Source organism: Photobacterium sp. GB-72, assembly GCF_003026095.1.
GTDB lineage: Bacteria > Pseudomonadota > Gammaproteobacteria > Enterobacterales > Vibrionaceae > Photobacterium.
This window is the reverse complement of the sequence record NZ_PYNV01000018.1, coordinates 35,017-52,534: the sequence shown is the minus strand read 5'-3', so window position 1 is coordinate 52,534 and position 17,518 is coordinate 35,017. Positions and strand designations below refer to the sequence as shown.

General features: G+C 42.1%; 13 protein-coding genes. 9 read left to right on the top strand and 4 right to left on the bottom strand.

Annotated features, from left to right (window positions below):
- The first annotated feature begins 169 nt into the window (after positions 1-169).
- The 4 genes from recQ (at position 170) to polA (ending at position 7,235) form a co-directional block, all read left to right on the top strand.
- The gene (recQ, locus tag C9J40_RS17545; protein ID WP_107207798.1) at positions 170-2,020 is read left to right on the top strand and encodes an ATP-dependent DNA helicase RecQ; all 1,851 of its coding nucleotides are present in this window, start codon (positions 170-172) and stop codon (positions 2,018-2,020) included.
- 328 nt (positions 2,021-2,348) lie between these two features.
- The gene (locus C9J40_RS17540) at positions 2,349-2,654 is read left to right on the top strand and encodes a DUF3630 family protein (RefSeq protein ID WP_107247542.1); all 306 of its coding nucleotides are present in this window, start codon (positions 2,349-2,351) and stop codon (positions 2,652-2,654) included.
- 134 nt (positions 2,655-2,788) lie between these two features.
- Positions 2,789-3,499: a 7-cyano-7-deazaguanine/7-aminomethyl-7-deazaguanine transporter gene (locus C9J40_RS17535; protein WP_107207796.1), complete on the top strand. Its 711-nt coding sequence runs from the start codon at positions 2,789-2,791 to the stop codon at positions 3,497-3,499.
- Positions 3,500-4,463: 964 nt separating this feature from the next.
- Complete coding sequence (gene polA / locus C9J40_RS17530) at positions 4,464-7,235, top strand: DNA polymerase I (RefSeq protein WP_107247541.1); 2,772 nt, start codon at positions 4,464-4,466, stop codon at positions 7,233-7,235.
- A gap of 950 nt (positions 7,236-8,185) precedes the next feature.
- Here the strand turns inward: polA and yihA are convergent.
- Positions 8,186-8,860 carry a ribosome biogenesis GTP-binding protein YihA/YsxC gene (gene yihA, locus C9J40_RS17525; RefSeq protein ID WP_105061451.1) on the bottom strand — a complete coding sequence of 225 codons (675 nt, stop codon included), beginning with the start codon at positions 8,858-8,860 and terminating at the stop codon, positions 8,186-8,188.
- A gap of 157 nt (positions 8,861-9,017) precedes the next feature.
- On the opposite strand from yihA, the gene C9J40_RS17520 reads away from it, so the two are divergent.
- The 5 genes from C9J40_RS17520 (at position 9,018) to hemN (ending at position 13,773) form a co-directional block, all read left to right on the top strand.
- A complete protein-coding gene (locus C9J40_RS17520; RefSeq protein WP_107247540.1) occupies positions 9,018-9,641 on the top strand; it encodes a cytochrome c in 624 nt (207 codons plus the stop codon).
- Between the two features lie 948 nt (positions 9,642-10,589).
- Complete coding sequence (locus C9J40_RS17510; RefSeq protein WP_107207792.1) at positions 10,590-11,231, top strand: class I SAM-dependent methyltransferase; 642 nt, start codon at positions 10,590-10,592, stop codon at positions 11,229-11,231.
- Complete coding sequence (yihI, locus tag C9J40_RS17505) at positions 11,231-11,776, top strand: Der GTPase-activating protein YihI (protein WP_045084567.1); 546 nt, start codon at positions 11,231-11,233, stop codon at positions 11,774-11,776. Before C9J40_RS17510 ends, yihI begins: the two co-directional genes overlap by 1 nt.
- Positions 11,777-11,779: 3 nt before the next feature.
- On the top strand, positions 11,780-12,259 hold the full coding sequence (locus C9J40_RS17500) for a DUF2489 domain-containing protein (protein WP_005372498.1): 480 nt from the start codon (positions 11,780-11,782) through the stop codon (positions 12,257-12,259).
- A 140-nt stretch (positions 12,260-12,399) separates the two neighbouring features.
- Positions 12,400-13,773: an oxygen-independent coproporphyrinogen III oxidase gene (gene hemN, locus C9J40_RS17495; RefSeq protein ID WP_107247539.1), complete on the top strand. Its 1,374-nt coding sequence runs from the start codon at positions 12,400-12,402 to the stop codon at positions 13,771-13,773.
- 83 nt (positions 13,774-13,856) lie between these two features.
- Here hemN and add read toward each other — a convergent pair whose 3' ends face one another.
- The 3 genes from add to glnL form a co-directional block, all read right to left on the bottom strand.
- Positions 13,857-14,861 carry an adenosine deaminase gene (gene add / locus C9J40_RS17490; RefSeq protein ID WP_045128862.1) on the bottom strand — a complete coding sequence of 335 codons (1,005 nt, stop codon included), beginning with the start codon at positions 14,859-14,861 and terminating at the stop codon, positions 13,857-13,859.
- A gap of 117 nt (positions 14,862-14,978) precedes the next feature.
- Entirely contained in the window at positions 14,979-16,394 is a 1,416-nt protein-coding gene (gene glnG / locus C9J40_RS17485) for a nitrogen regulation protein NR(I) (protein WP_107247538.1), read from the bottom strand.
- A gap of 20 nt (positions 16,395-16,414) precedes the next feature.
- Positions 16,415-17,464 (bottom strand): nitrogen regulation protein NR(II), encoded by a 1,050-nt coding sequence (glnL, locus tag C9J40_RS17480; protein ID WP_107247537.1) that lies wholly within the window; start codon positions 17,462-17,464, stop codon positions 16,415-16,417.
- Positions 17,465-17,518: the final 54 nt, after the last annotated feature.

The window sequence follows — 17,518 nt, the reverse complement described above, 5'->3', positions numbered from 1 at the left end:
TATAGCAGTATATAAACAAGATCGCTTGATATACCAGTATTTATTTTATTGCTGAAAAGATGATGGAAAACCAGAGCATCGAGTTTTTAATTGATAGCCAAGTTACTACCTCGCATCAAAGGGGGCTTTAGGTATAGAATGAACGCCCCGTTTAGCCAAGAGACTTATCATGTCATCCGTCTGCCATCATGGACCCAGTTCTGCATTATCAGCATCTACGAGCGAGTCTGTTTTACAGGAAATTTTCGGTTATCAGCAATTTCGTGTAGGTCAACTGGATGTGATTGATGCCGTCAATCGTGACGAAGATTGCTTGGTGATTATGCCAACGGGTGGTGGTAAGTCATTGTGTTATCAGATCCCTGCCTTATTAAAAGAAGGGATCACGCTGGTTATTTCACCGCTTATTTCATTGATGAAAGATCAGGTCGATCAACTTAAAGCCAATGGTGTTGCTGCCGCCTATATCAATTCGACGATGGAACGTGATGAGATCCTCGCCGTGTTTGATGCGATGAAAGATGCGACTGTAAAGCTAGTCTATGTCTCGCCAGAGCGCGTATTAACGTATGATTTTATTGATCGTTTACGTGATGTACCGCTGGCGATGGTCGCGGTTGATGAAGCGCATTGTATCTCCCAATGGGGACATGATTTTAGACCAGAATATGCTGCTCTCGGACGATTGAAGCAGTCGTTTGAAAACCTACCGATAATGGCATTAACTGCCACAGCAGATGAAACAACCCGCCATGATATTGTTAGCCGCCTAGGATTGCAGAGTCCTCATGAGTATCTAGGCAGTTTTGATCGCCCGAATATTCGTTATATTTTGTGGGAAAAACATAAACCGTTAACACAAATTATTCGCTATGTTGAAGGTATGCGTGGGCAGTGCGGCATTATTTATTGCAATAGTCGTAAGAAAGTAGAACAGATCAGTGAAAAACTGCGAGATAAAGGCATACGTGCAGAGGCCTATCATGCGGGGTTAGATCATGTTGAGCGAGCCAATGTTCAAGAGGCGTTTCAACGGGATGATATTCATATCGTGGTTGCCACTGTTGCCTTTGGTATGGGGATCAATAAACCCAATGTGCGTTATGTCGTGCATTTTGATATTCCTCGTAACATTGAATCTTATTACCAAGAAACAGGTCGAGCAGGGCGTGATGGTTTACCTGCTGAAGCGGTAATGTTATACGATCCTTCAGATTTAGCATGGCTTCGCCGTTGTTTAGATGAAAAAGAAGAAGGGCAGCAAAAGGACGTCGAGCGTCATAAACTGCATGCGATGGGCGCGTTTGCTGAAGCACAAACTTGTCGTCGTCAGGTATTGTTGCATTACTTTGGTGAGCACCGTGATGAGCCATGTGGTAATTGCGATGTGTGTTTAGATCCGCCGCAGCGTTTTAATGCGGTCGAAGTGGCGCAAAAAGCCTTGTCTTGTGTCTACCGTGTTAACCAAAGTTTCGGTATTACCTATATCGTTGAAGTGCTTCGTGGGATGCAAAACCAACGAATCCGCGAGCATGGACATGATAAATTAAGTACTTATGGTATTGGGCGTGAATACAGCCATGAATATTGGGTGAGTGTATTACGCCAGTTAATTCATTTGGGGTACTTAACCCAGAATATTAGCCGTAATTCCGTACTGCAATTAACAGAAAAAGCCCGCCCACTATTACGTGCTGAGATTGGTTTAGAACTTGCAGTTCCGCGACTGGATAATATTGCCCGTAACATGAAAGTGAATAAACTCGCGAATCGCCAGTACGATAAAAAATTGTTTGCCAAGTTACGTAAATTGCGAAAAGCGATTGCTGATGAAGAAGATCTACCGCCTTATGTGGTGTTTAACGATGCCAGCTTAATGGAAATGGCAGAGCGATTACCGACGTCAAATGGCGACTTTCTTGCGGTGAACGGGGTGGGTCAGCGTAAACTAGAAAAATACGGAGAGGTTTTTTTAGGCTTGATCCGTGATCATTTATTGGCAATTGAAGAGCCGCATTAAAATATCGAATCTAGCAAGTTGAGTATAGATATAAAAAAACCGGGCTCATGGTAAGCCCGGCTAGAATGCGTTAAAGAAACAGCCTTAATAGGGTGTTTGGTCACGACAAAACAGCTTGCGTATTTTTGGTGGAATATTCATTTCACCGAGCTGCTAGGTTATGCGACGGGACTCGCGATAACGTACTCCAGCAGCAGCCCAATAAGACCACGATGATAAGTGGAATACTAGAGCAACCTTAACCTTTGTAATGCTAATTAACACTTGGTTACATCAAGGGATAACAAGGATTGAAGCCCGCTATTTAAAGCAATAAATAGGAGTCATGATGACAGCAGTAATAAGTCACGTATTCGGTATTCGTCAGTTTGAACGCGACGCACGTTTTTTATCGATTAAAAGCCCGGCATTTGATTTCGATAGTTTTGATACGATCGCAGAATCTTTCTTACTCGCCATTGATGCTAAGATGGTAGAGAAAGAAAGTAATGCAGATCTACATATTTGGTTGATTGATTTTGAAGGTTGTCGTTTGCTGTTAAAAGGTGAGCATTACAGCGGTGCGTTATGGCTTGAAGCCATGAGTGATGACGATGAAGAAACACTCACTTTTATTGCGAGCTTATTAAATTAATCTCGCTGGTAAGATCAAAAGCTAGGCAAGCAAGCTGGTTTCTGTATAATCGCCGACCTGGTCGTTGTTGGCGATAAAACGCTGGCAGCAAAGTATGTTTGGGTTCCCTCCCCCCATTGACAAAAAGGTCTCACATGACGACTGCTTTATCTCAATCTAATGCTATAGCTTCACCCTCTTTTACTCCACAACAGCAACGTAAAGCCCTAGGTTATTTAGTGCTATTTCATTTACTCGTAATTGCATCGAGTAACTATTTAGTGCAGTTACCTTTTACCGTATTTGGTTATCACACCACCTGGGGAGCGTTTACTTTTCCGTTTATCTTTTTAGCTACCGATCTTACCGTGCGTATTTTTGGGGCTGGAATGGCGCGTAAAATTATTTTCCGTGTCATGATGCCTGCGCTGCTCGTATCGTATTTATTATCGGTCTTGTTCTTCCAAGGCGAATACCAAGGGCTAGGACATTTAACGGAATTTAATCTGTTTGTTGCTCGTATTGCGATTGCCAGTTTTATGGCTTACTTGCTAGGGCAAATTTTAGATGTGTCGGTATTCAACCGCCTACGCCAATTAAAACAATGGTGGATAGCCCCAACGGCCTCCACTATTTTTGGTAATGCGATTGATACCATTGCGTTCTTTGGTATAGCGTTTTACCACAGTCCCGATCCGTTTATGGCAGCAAATTGGACGGAAATTGCGTTGGTGGATTACAGCTTTAAGTTAATTATTAGTCTCGGACTATTTGTGCCTATTTATGGCGTATTACTTAATTACTTAATTGATAAGCTGACAACGTTACCACCGCAAACGTTAGTGGCGGCAAAGACTAATCAATAGTTTTGTTACTAGTGATAAGGGTTAAAGAAGAAACCGATCCTAAGATCGTTTTTTTTATACAGTGAAGACACTGGTTAAAAAATATCGTGTCAAATGACAATTATTCTCAATAAAATACTTGCATCTCAAGTGAGAATGGTTATTATTAACATGCACTCAGGCGATAGGGATGGAACATAATCATATCGTCTTGATGGCACGACATTGCTCACATTGCTTCCAGTGTACTACAGCTCCGGTTGCGTGTTATTAGTGTAGGGCTAATAACCGAACACCACTTCTGCTGAGCGACGCTACTCATCGTAGCGTCGCTTTTTCTTTTTTAAGATCTGTCTAGTCTATTCTTATCTTCCATTGATCCGTTATCGTTAAGCCGTTTATTTTTTTCTATTGCATTCACGATGGCATAGTCTTTATGTGTGATTTTACTGTGCCACGATCGAAGCGTCTTTATTGATCACTATTAAGATAAAAAAGAGATCAACTTTCTATGCTTTAGTTTTTTATCGAAGATAAATTTTCACTGATAGGTATCTCTGCCATTAAATAGTGTATAAGCGGCTAAAATTACCGCAATTTAGTTATTTTTGGTTTTGATACTAAACAAATCGTCTGATATTTATGATGTTATTACCGCATTTGGCTTTATCACTATGAGGTTTTCCACAATTAATGATCAAATAGGGATCGAGGATCGAAATTAAGGTTCATGGCTAAGTTGTTGATTGTGTTTGCAATAGTTTCTTATTTGTCAAATTACCCAAAAAACGATCAACTGGCGTAAATTAAATACTAACAAAGTTATCCACAGAAAAAGTGAGAATAGAATAAAACATTGGTTAACACTTGCGACAGGGCGTGGCATTCTATGGTTATTGCATTTTTCCTGTCGCTCAACGCCTAATATGGTCGATAATAGAGCTACTAACCTGAACGACAAACGCTTGGATATAAGAATAACCCTATGGCAACTATTCCAGAAAATCCATTGATCCTGATTGATGGATCCTCTTACCTTTATCGCGCTTACCATGCTGCACCGAATTTCACTAATTCTGACGGTGAGCCGACGGGCGCAATTTATGGTGTTGTAAACATGCTACGTAGCATGTTACGTCAATTTTCAACCGAACATATCGCAGTGATCTTTGATGCGAAAGGGAAAACCTTCCGTGATGATATGTATCCTGAATATAAAGCCAATCGTCCACCGATGCCGGACGATCTTCGCAGTCAGATCGAACCATTGCATGCGGTGATCAAAGCGATGGGGCTACCATTGATCGCGATCTCTGGGGTTGAAGCTGATGATGTGATTGGCACGTTATCCACACAAGCATCACAACAAGGTATGCCAGTACTTATCAGTACAGGTGATAAAGATATGGCGCAGCTGGTGGATCAAAATGTTACTTTGATCAATACCATGACTGATGTTGTGATGGATCCCGCCGGTGTTGTGGATAAGTTTGGGATTGGTCCTGAATTGATCATCGACTACCTTGCTCTGATGGGCGATAAAGTGGATAACATTCCAGGTGTGCCTGGGGTTGGTGAGAAAACAGCAAAAGCATTGCTTACCGGTATCGGTGGGTTAGATGCCTTATACGATAATTTAGATGATATTGCCGCTCTCGGTTTCCGTGGTTCAAAAACCATGGCGAAAAAGCTGATTGATAATAAAGAAGCGGCTTACATGTCATATAAGCTTGCCACCATTAAATTGGATGTTGAGCTAGATGTAACACCTGATGAACTGCGTAAAGGTGTGCCAGATACAGATGCTCTCACCGAGCTGTTTGGTAAGTTACAGTTCCGTCGTTGGTTAACTGAAATGCTTGATGGAAGTGATGGCCGTATTGTTGCTGACGAAAAATCAGGTGATGTGCCAGCTGAAAAAAAAGCCGTTGCACCAACGATTGATCGTAGCGGGTATGAAACGATTTTAGATAAAGAAAGTTTTGCAACATGGCTTGAACAATTAACAGCGGCAGAGGCGTTTGCCTTTGATTCCGAAACCGATGGTTTAGATTACATGACGGCGAATGTCGTCGGTGTGTCTTTTGCGATTGAAGAAGGTAAAGCGGCTTACGTCCCTGTGGCTCACGATTATCTTGATGCGCCAGCGCAGCTTGACCGTGATTGGGTACTTGAGCAGTTAAAACCATTACTTGAAGATCCAAAACAAGCGAAAATTGGCCAAAACCTTAAGTTTGATGCCAGTATTGTTGCTCGTTATGGCATTGAAATGCAGGGTATTGTGTTCGATACCATGCTTGAATCTTATGTATTTAATAGCGTTGTTGGGCGTCATGATATGGATAGCCTTGCCCTACGTTATTTAGAGCATAAGAATATCAGCTTTGAAGAGGTTGCAGGTAAAGGTAAAAAGCAGCTAACGTTCAATCAAATCGATTTAGAGCAAGCGGGCCCTTATGCTGCTGAAGATGCTGACATTACTTTGCGTTTGCACAATACGTTGTATCCTAAAGTAGAAGCTGACGACAAACTTAAGCATGTCTTTGAAACTATCGAAATGCCATTAGTGCCAGTACTTTCACGTATGGAGCGCACGGGTGTTTATGTCGACAGTATGTTGCTTGGCGCACAATCAACAGAGATCGCTGCTCGACTTGATGAAATTGAGAAAAAAGCGTTTGAAATTGCGGAGCAAGAATTTAATTTAAGCTCGCCAAAACAGCTTCAAGCGATCCTATTTGAAAAAATGGGATTACCTGTTTTAAAGAAAACGCCATCTGGTACACCGTCAACCAATGAAGAAGTATTGCAAGAGCTGGCGCTTGATTACCCACTGCCTAAGTTACTCTTAGAATATCGTGGACTTGCAAAACTGAAATCTACTTACACCGATAAGTTGCCTAAGATGGTGAATCCTGCAACGGGTCGAGTGCATACTTCTTACCATCAAGCCGTGACTGCAACCGGACGTCTATCATCAAGCGATCCAAATTTGCAGAATATTCCAGTACGTAATGAAGAAGGTCGTCGTATTCGCCAAGCGTTTGTCGCACAAAGCGGGTATAAGATCTTAGCGGTCGATTACTCTCAAATTGAATTACGTATTATGGCGCATTTATCCGGTGATAAAGCATTATTAGATGCTTTCCGTCATGGTAAAGATATCCACGCCGCAACGGCCGCTGAAATCCTTGGCTTAGATATTGAGCAGGTAAGTAGTGAGCAACGTCGCCGTGCTAAAGCGATCAACTTCGGTTTGATCTATGGCATGAGTGCATTTGGTTTGGCGAAGCAGCTAGATATGGGACGTAATGAAGCACAAAACTACATGAATGTGTATTTTGAGCGTTATCCAGGTGTTTTAGAATACATGGAAAGCACGCGTAATGCGGCTTCAGAGCAAGGTTATGTTGAAACGCTCTTTGGTCGTCGCTTATATCTACCAGACATTAAATCACGTAATGGTTTACGTCGAAAAGCAGCGGAGCGTGCAGCAATCAATGCGCCAATGCAAGGAACCGCAGCTGATATCATCAAGTTGGCGATGATTGCGGTTGATGGTTGGGTGCAACAACAACCGGAAGGCGATGTGCGTTTATTAATGCAAGTACACGATGAATTAGTGTTTGAAGTGAAAGAATCAGCACTTGAAGCGGTAACTGCATCAGTTAAAGCATTAATGGAACAAGCAGCGACGCTGGATGTACCGCTTATCGCAGATACTGGTTACGGTGATAACTGGGATCAAGCGCACTAATTTTTATTGGCAATAATAAGAATAATAATAAATAGTCAGCACGATGCTGGCTATTTTTTTTGTTAAAAATAAGCGACAAATAAAAACCAATATGTAAAATTTACTTACAACAAAGTGAAAAAAAACTACATTTAGGGGTTCCAAAAACTGCACGTTTGATATACAGTTACAGGTGTAGGGTACAGAGGTAAGATGTTCTATCTTTCAGACCTTTTGTTTCACGTTATTGGATTTGGCTGATTCAGCCGCCCTGGTCTCACTTTGGACCGGGGCGTTTTTTATTGTGCGCTCGAAAATTTTTTCTCTCCGTTTATACCTTTCTTTGTTGTCTGTTGATTATTTCTTTCTTTTTCGTTTCTCTCTATTTAGCTAATTACTAATCAAATTATGGTCGTTCATTGGTCTATTTGATCTTTTTGGCTTATTTATTCGCCTTTTTCTCTTAAATTTTCTTTTTAGTTGTTATTTTTTAGAGTAAATACTTTAAAAAATAAAAACAGTCGCTATACTAAAAACAGCTTCTTGTTCATATTTGCTGTCAGTGCTGATGACATTATCAGCCGTTCAACAAATCCATGAAATAACCATTCCTACACTATTGGGAGTGGTTTTTTTTTGCTCTTTTTTTGGTTAAATGTGGTTGTAATAAACTTCCAGAACTAAACATGGTTTATTAACATTTTATGTTGTTATTTTGTTAAGAAAATAATGTACTAAGTAGAGGCGGGTAAGCAATATTTATATCGGAATTCAGAGGGGAATATGGTCGAGAGTCGCAAAAAAACATGTAAGTTGAGTCATATAAAGGGAAGGGATTGCACTAAGAGTGGAAATCATTATTGTTTGTTGCACAAAACTAAAATACCTCCTGTTTCTCTCTTAATTTGCCCCACCGAGATGGTGGGGAACTTTTATAGCTCCAATCCTTAGAGCTATATAAACAACGTATTTTACTCGTTGTCTTCTTCTACTTGCTCAGGGAAAGCATCATCACCACCGGCAAGCACACGTTGGCGCTCTAGCTCTGGTGCGTACCACTCATCCAATTTACGGCGAACTTGATCGACGCCAATACCTTTTAACGAAGAGAAAGCTTCAACTTGTACGTCACCTTCTAACTCTTTAGTCATTTGGCGGATTTTTAGCACCTGTGCTTTACGAGCACCACTTTTTAGCTTGTCTGCTTTAGTCAGTAAGACCAGCACAGGTAAACGGCTTTCAAGTGCCCAATTAATCATTTGTTGGTCAAGATCTTTCATCGGATGACGGATATCCATCAATACCACAAGGCCTTGTAAGCACTCACGACGCTGAAGGTATTCTCCTAGCGACTTCTGCCATTTTAATTTCATTTCAAGAGGGACTTGTGCAAAACCATAACCAGGTAAATCGATAAGGTTACAGCCTTGAACCACTTCAAACATATTGATCAGTTGAGTACGACCAGGCGTTTTTGAAGTACGCGCTAACCCTTTTTGATCGGTTAAGCGGTTTAGCGCACTCGACTTGCCCGCGTTAGAGCGACCAGCAAATGCAATCTCAACGCCTGCATCTTGCGGCAAGTGACGAATATCTGGCGCACTTGTGATAAAACTTGTATTTCTGTAGTTGAGAGGTTGATTCACTGTTAACTCCGTCCAGTCTTCATGTAGTCGACTGATTGCTTTTATGTGAAGATGTGTAAAATATGTGAAACCGAGCTTGGTTTGTGATCGTATTGTATACTATGTAAGTGAGCATTACTTGTGGTAGTGGAAGCCCTATAATTATAAACGGAATGTCATGAAGAAATTAATATTAATATTAAGCCTTCTTGCTAGTTATTCGACCACGGCTGAAGAAGGCAACATCGAAGCAGGTAAACTGAAAGCTGCAACGTGTGCCGCCTGCCATGGTACAGATGGCAATGCAGCGTTAATGCAGCAATCCCCGAAGCTTGCTGGACAGCATCCTAAATATCTTGAAAAGCAATTAAAAGAATACAAACAGGCAATGGCTACCGGCGGAAAACAGGGACGTAATAATCCTGTTATGGGAGGAATGGCCATGGCCCTTTCTGATCAAGATATCGCAGATATCGCAGTATATTATGCTTCTCTGCCTATATCAGATAATACTTCCCCCAAAGAATCCGTTGAAGTCGCGCAACAACTTTATCGTTTTGGCGATACTGAACGTGGTATTGCTGCCTGTATTGCGTGTCATGGTCCTCGTGGCAATGGTACGAGCTTATCTGGATTCCCTAAGATCTCTGGTCAAAATGCAGAATACGTAAAACTTCAACTGGAAGAGTTCCGTTCAGGTGTCCGTGCTAATGATATGAACGCGATGATGCGTTCGGTTGCTGCAAAATTAAGTGATGATGAAATTAATGCGTTGTCACAATATGTCGGCGGCTTGCACTAAAATCGCTTGATCCGAATTGAAAAAAAGCAGCCTAAAGGCTGCTTTTTTATTGCCTGATAGTTATCGTTTTATATCTTTTAGTGCTTCATTCAGCAAGACTATTTTTACTTCTGTCTTATTTGCTCAACAGCTTGTAAGAGATCTGCCATTTGTGAGGGTTGTTTTAGCTCGAAATTTTGCAGATAAAAATACATTATCCTTCAATAACAATGGTTTGCGTTTTTTTAGTGGTTTGTGCTTTTAAAAGTGTGATATCGGTACATTGTTTCAGTTTTTGGTTACTGTAAATTATCTCGTGTCGACAGGGAAAGCGACAAGGGATGGAAACGCTAGGATGGCATGAGCAGGAGCTCAAAGGATCACAGGACGTCTAGTTAGGATGACTAGGGTTGACGCAAGAAGCGTATTGGATTGTCAGGAAGACACTTACGGATAAGATTTTGCAACGACATGATGTCGTCGCAATAAGTGGTACGTTATGGATAACGTGCTCACAAGGATGGTGGCATTATTATCAGGATGATAGTAAGCGAAATGGAACGCCAACTCAGGACGAGTTGAATTACTATGGACAGGACACGGAAGAGTAAAACTCATCAGGATGATGACGAACAACAAGTTCGCAAGGAAAGCACTAATAACAAAGGGAACGTTGCTTAACCGGGACGTTACACGCTAGTTAGGATGACTAGACAGAATATAAGCCAGTGGCTTACATATAGAGCGATAGGTGCAAGCCTATCGCTTTTTTCTTTTCCCCTCTTTTTCTATCTGCATTATAAACAAGTTAACTTGTTGATCTTTTATCTATCATTATCGTATTTACAGATAAACTTGCACAATTTGTCGGCAAAACTACATCTTGACCGCGATTGGGTATAGAATAGCCCGCTCGATTTTACACCAGTTCCGATTTTGCTAATAATCGGCAACACCGGAGAAGTGATCATGCAGCCATGTCCACTGTGCCATAGTGAACAGCATGGAGTATTTGTTGAAGATAAAAATCGCTGCTATTTTCGTTGTCAGCAATGCGCGTTAATTTTTGCTGATCCTGAGGCTCAGTTATCGCCAGAACAAGAAAAAGCGGTTTATGATCAACATCAAAATAATCCAGATGATATGGGTTATCGCCAATTTTTAGGTCGTTTAGCGACACCATTAGTGGAACGTTTACCGGCTGGGCCATTAGATGGTTTAGACTTTGGCAGCGGTCCTGGTCCAACACTTTCCATTATGTTGGACGAAATGGGATATAATATGGCGATCTATGATCCATATTTTGCACCTGATCCTAGTGTATTAACGCGTCAATATGACTTTGTTACGTGTACCGAAGCCATAGAACATTTTAATCAGCCTGCGAAGGAATGGGGGCTGCTGCTGAGTATGATTAAACCTGGCGGATGGCTAGGGTTAATGACAAAGCTAGCAACCGATGCCGAAGCGTTTACACGTTGGCATTATAAGAACGATCCAACCCACGTCAGTTTCTTTAGTCGCGATACGTTCCGCTTTTTAGCGCAACGTGATGGCTTAGAAGTTGAGTTTGTTGGAAATGATGTGATTTTGCTGAGGAAAACCCAGTAATGACCCGTAAAAAAAGAGGCCGTAAGATTGGTTCTGAAGGCCCAGCGGTATACCGTGATAAAACGCCGAACCAATTAGAGATCGAATCTCGCCAGCGCCAGAAAGCGAAAAAGCGTAAAGGCTTAAAAACTGGTAGTCGCCATTCTGCCGTTGAAGAAACTAAGCAGCGTAATGCCGCGCAGAAAAAAGACCCACGTCTTGGTAGTAAAAAACCAATTCCTTTGATCGTTGAGCCGAAAAAGCCAATGACCAAACAGCAACGTCGTATGTCAGCAGAGCAAGAATTAGCAATGCTTGAAAATGATGCGCAGCTGATGGTTCTTCTTGATCGCTTAGATGCTGGTGAAAAGTTAGGTGCAGGCTTGCAGAAACAAGTCGACCAAAAACTTGATCGTATTGAGCAGCTTATGAAGCAGCTTGGTTTGATGGAAGAAGATGAAGTTGAATTGTTCGAGGAAGATGAGTACCGCCCAGCGGTTAAGTCTGATGATGATTTACTCGATCAATTTGAAAAGATGGATTTAGATAAATTCGGTAAGGAGTAACCGTTGCAGGATTTGACGCTTCTGCTTGTTATTGGTGGCACAATTGTAACCGCGCTTGGTATTTATGCGGGAACGTTACTTGTTAAGCTATACCAACAAAATCAACGCCATAAAGTTTTTTTAGCCCGTGCTGAACAACAGCAAAAAGAGGCGATAGAAACGCGTAATAATACGATTTTAGAGAGCGTTTATGTGATTGCCGCAGCGACCAAGCAAGGACAATGTGATTTGTCTGAAGCGGCGATTCGTTTGTATAAGTTGATGGAAGCGCTACAGGCTGATAAGAGTGTTGATTTTGCAGCCACTTATCCAGCTATTACAGAGCTGTATGAGGTAGTAAAAGATATGCCTCGCGGTGAAGCGCGTCAACAAACAGAGAAACGTGCTCGAATGCGCTTTGATCTGGAGCGAATGAAGGCTGAAACTCGATTACAAGAAGCTATTGCGGTCGAGCTGGATGCTATCCTGTCTACGAAGTCTTAATGACTTGATCTGAACGATTACAGTCATCGTCTAATCTGATTAGGCGATGGCTGTATTGTCTTATAAACTATAAGTGTTATTCGTTTTACTATCATTACACGTTTAACTCTTTATTCTCCCTACAATATTGGAAATATGTCATGTCAAATGAGCAGATTATTTGGGATCAGGCCCTGATTGAAAAATACAACTACTCAGGTCCGCGTTACACCTCTTACCCAACTGCATTAGAGTTTAATGAAGCGTTCACGTCTGCTGAATTTGAGATGGCATGTAAGCAATACCCTGATCGTAAGCTATCGCTTTATATTCACATTCCATTTTGTCATAAGCTTTGTTACTACTGTGGCTGTAATAAAATTATTACCCGTCATCAGCATAAAGCGGATGACTACTTGGATAAGCTAGAACAAGAAATTAAACAACGTGCGACTTTATTAGGCGATCGCCAAGTGAGTCAATTACACTGGGGCGGTGGTACACCCACGTTTCTTACTGCAGTGCAGATCAGTCGTTTAATGAATAGCTTGCGTGCGGCGTTTAATTTTGATGATGATGCTGAGATCAGTATAGAAGTCGATCCGCGTGAAATTGAACTCGATATTCTTGATCACCTTCGCAGTGAAGGCTTTAATCGTTTAAGTATCGGTGTGCAAGATTTCAATAAAGACGTGCAAAAGCTGGTTAATCGTGAGCAAGACGAAACGTTTATCTTTGCGATGGTTGAGCGTGCACGTGAGTTGGGGTTCCGTTCAACGAACCTTGATTTGATTTATGGTTTACCGCTACAAAATCGTGAAATGTTTGCGAAAACATTAGAGCAAGTACTGGCGATGAATCCGGGGCGTTTATCGGTGTTTAATTACGCCCACATGCCTAAATTGTTTGCGGCACAACGTAAGATCAGCGAAGAGCTATTACCGAGTGCCAAAGAAAAGTTAGGTATCTTACAAGATACCATTGCGACTTTGACGGCGGCAGGATACCAATTTATTGGTATGGATCACTTTGCAAAACCGGATGATGAATTAGCAATTGCCCAGCGTGAAGGGATTTTGCATCGTAATTTCCAAGGTTACACCACTCAAGGTGAGTGTGATTTATTAGGTATGGGTGTATCAGCGATTTCTATGATTGGCGATTGCTATGCGCAAAACCAAAAAGAGTTAAAGCATTACTACCGCGATATTGAAGAAAAACAAAACGCACTGTGGAAAGGGGTTTCGCTCGATGCGGACGACTTACTGCGTCGTGAAGTGATCAAAGCTCTCATTTGTAATTTTCAGCTTGATAAGAAAGCGATTGAAGCGGAATTTAATATCAATTTTGATCAATATTTTGCTGAAGATTTAGAACTTCTAAAAACCTTTATTGATGATGAGTTAGTAGCGGTAGATGAGCAACATATTTTTGTTGAGCTGAAGGGACGTTTATTGATCCGTAATATTTGTATGTGTTTCGATAAATACTTACGTGATCGTGCTCGTCAACAGCAGTTTTCACGAGTGATTTAATCTTATTGGATTAAATGAAAAAGCCCCATTCGAGCAATGCTGGAATGGGGCTTTTTGTTATCTGATCTTTATCGCGTGAGTGATTAACTGCGTTGTGCTGCCATCTCGCGAAGTGCTTGTTTCTCGCTTTCACTCAAGAAGGCGATCTCTAAGCCATTGCGTTGTGCTTGTTCGATTTGGGCTTGGCTTAACCCAACCGCTGGGGCTGCAACCTCATACTCGTAAGGTAATTCAATACCTTCAACGGCAGGGTCGTCAGTGTTGAGGCAGGCTAAAATGCCATGCTCGAGGAATGGCTTGATAGGGTGATCTTTGATATTGCTAATAGTACTGGTTTGAATGTTTGAGGTAATGCACGATTCAATACCAATTTTATGCTCTGCTAGGTAGTCCATCAGTTTTGGATCTTGAATCGCTTTTACACCGTGACCAATACGTACCGCGCCAAGCTCATTAATTGCTTGCCACATACTTTCAGAGCCAGCCGCTTCACCAGCATGAACGGTTACACGCAAGCCTGCATCACGAACTTGTTTAAAGTGTGGGTTAAATTGCGCGCCAGGCTGACCTAATTCATCACCGGCTAAATCAATCGCGACCAATTTATCTTTGTGAGCGAGTAAGCCATCAAGCTCTTGCTGACAAGCCTCAACACCAAAAGTACGGCTCATAATACCGATCAAGTTCGCTTTGATACCAAAGTCACGACAACCTGCTTCTACTCCATCAATAACAGCTTCAACCACACCTGCGATCGGCAAGTTGTGCTTCATTGCCATGTAGTAAGGTGAGAAACGTAGTTCGGCATAATCAATTTGTGCATGCAAGGCATCTTCAACGTTTTCATAAGCGACACGACGACAAGCATCGAGATCGCCTAATACTGCAACGCCCCAGTCTAGCTTTGACAAAAAAGCCACAAGACTTGGCTCAGCTTCAACGATCTGAACATGTGGGCGTAAACTTTCTAGATCATGGCCTGGTAGCGCCATATTAAATTGCTGGCCAAGTTCTAGGATAGTTTGAGGGCGAATATTGCCATCAAGGTGACGGTGTAGATCCGTCAAAGGAAGATGCTTGTTGATCATTATGATTATTCCGATGAAAACTGAGCGTTAAGTATAAGCAAAGTGTATAACGTGAACATAATCGTTGCAGCTAAATGTGATCGCCTTCACCTGCAACCCGATATTATATGGCGATGATTAGTCGTTAATACCCAGCTCTTTGAGTTTTCTGGTTAGGGTATTTCTTCCCCAACCTAATAATCGAGCCGCTTCTTGTTTATGACCGTGGCTATGTTGTAGCGCAGTCTCTAGCAAGATTTTTTCAAACTCAGGTAGGGCTTCTGCCAATAAGTTTTCATTACCTTGCTGAAGTTCTTGTTTTGCCCATTGCTGTAAGCCTTGCTGCCAATGTTGATTCTCTTGCTGAGTTGATAAAGTGCTTTGATTATTTTCGAGCAACTCAGGGGGGAGATCGCTAGGTAAGACCTCACTGCTGCTTGCCATGACAGTAAGCCAGCGACAAATATTTTCTAGTTGGCGAACATTACCCGGCCAATCCAGTGCTGCTAGCTGTTCGGTCGTGTCTGGATGTAGGGTTTTGACTTCTACTCCTAACTCGTTGGACGCACGTTGCAGGAAGTGACGCGCCAACTGGGGGATATCTTGGCGGCGATCTTTTAGTGACGGTAAGTGCACCCGAATAACGTTTAGGCGGTGAAATAAATCTTCACGAAAATCACCACTGGCAACAAGGCGCTCTAGGTTTTGATGCGTTGCCGCAATAATACGGACATCGACGTTAACAGGAGAATGTCCACCGACACGATAGAACTGCCCATCAGCTAAGACACGCAGTAAACGGGTTTGAATATCTAATGGCATATCACCGATTTCATCAAGAAACAGTGTTCCACCGTTGGCTTGCTCAAATCGACCTTGGCGAACACTGTTGGCGCCAGTAAATGCGCCTTTTTCATGTCCGAACAGTTCTGATTCAATTAAGTCTTTGGGTATGGCGGCCATATTCAGGGCAATAAAGGCATTTTTACTGCGTGGGCTATGGCGATGTAAAGCGTGAGCGACAAGTTCTTTACCTGTACCGGATTCGCCGTTAATCAATACCGATATAGATGAGCGAGAAAGGCGACCAATAGCACGGAAAACTTCCTGCATAGCAGGGGCTTCACCGATAATTTCAGGTACTGCTTTTATTTCTGTTTCTGGTTGCTGTTGACGTTTCTGCTCTTGGCTATGACTAACCGCGCGCTCAACCAAACTTACGGCTTCATCAATATCAAATGGCTTAGGGAGATATTCAAATGCCCCACGTTGATAGGCGTTCACAGCGGCATCTAAGTCTGAATGTGCCGTCATGATTATCACCGGTAAGAGTGGGTAATCTTGTTGTAAGAGTTTTAGTAACGTTAAGCCATCTGTTCCCGGCATTTTAATATCAGAGACCAATACATCTGGGACATTGCGCTCTAGCGCTTCAAGTACACTATCGGCATTGGCAAAGGTTTCACACTTCATGCCTGCTGTTATAAGTGTCTTTTCCATTACCCAGCGAATAGAGCTGTCGTCATCGACAACCCAAATTAATCCTTTGCTCATACGTTACTCTCCTATCGTTATTATTGTATTGGTAAATAGATCGTAAAGTTGGTGTGTCCTGGCCAGCTAATCACTTCAATTTTGCCGTTATGTTGGTCTATTAAGTTTTGCGAGATCGATAGCCCTAACCCTGTGCCATCAGCATTACCGGTTACCATTGGATAGAATAAGGTGTCTTGGATTTCTGCTGGGATCCCCGGACCATTATCGATAATTTCAATTTTCGCGGCGATACGGGCATATTTGCCTTGGATCAAGGCTTGATGGGCTGTGCGAGTTTTGAGTTTAATGATCCCGCCATTTTGTTTTTTTAGAACATGAGCGGCGTTACTGACAATGTTGAGTAAGGCTTGCTCGAGTTGTTCGGTATCCATTTCTATCTCGGGCAGACTTGGATCGTAGTCGCGCTCAATCACAAGGTTATTGTCGTTTTCCAGTATGACCAGCTGACGTACTTTTTCTAATACGAGATGAATATTATCGGTCTTTCTGATGCCTGGCCGTTGCGGGCCTAATAACCTATCGACCAAATTACGTAATCGGTCGGCTTGCTCAATAATCATTTGGGTATATTCGACATAACTAGGGTCGGGTAGTGCTTTTTCAAGTAGCTGTGCAGCGCCTCTTAAGCCACCTAGTGGGTTTTTTATCTCATGAGCTAACCCTCGCACTAATTCTTTCGCTGCTTGCTGCTGAGCTAATTGAGAGAGCTCTTGGCTAATACGACGTTGTTGATCGATAGGTTTAAGCTCCAGCATCACGAAAAGATTTTTTTGCCACGAAATAGGGCTGGCATTCAAGCTGAAAAGTTGACGCTGTTCATCAATCACAAAAGCGACATCGCTATCAGCTAGGCCTTGACCACTTTGTAGTGTGGCTGCGATTAAATCGAGATCAAGAGATGAATACTGTAATAACTCTGGTAACGTAATGCCCAGCAAACGGCGCTTACTCGACGATAACAGTTGTTCTGCGGCAGGATTGACATAACGAATCGTTAAGTGCTCATCCAGTAAAATGATTGCAGTAACAAGGTTATCAATAATTATAGGGGTAAAAGCGGTAGTCACAATCAGCATCCTTGTTGATTACCTAAACCATCAATAGGCTTATTTAGGTCAAAT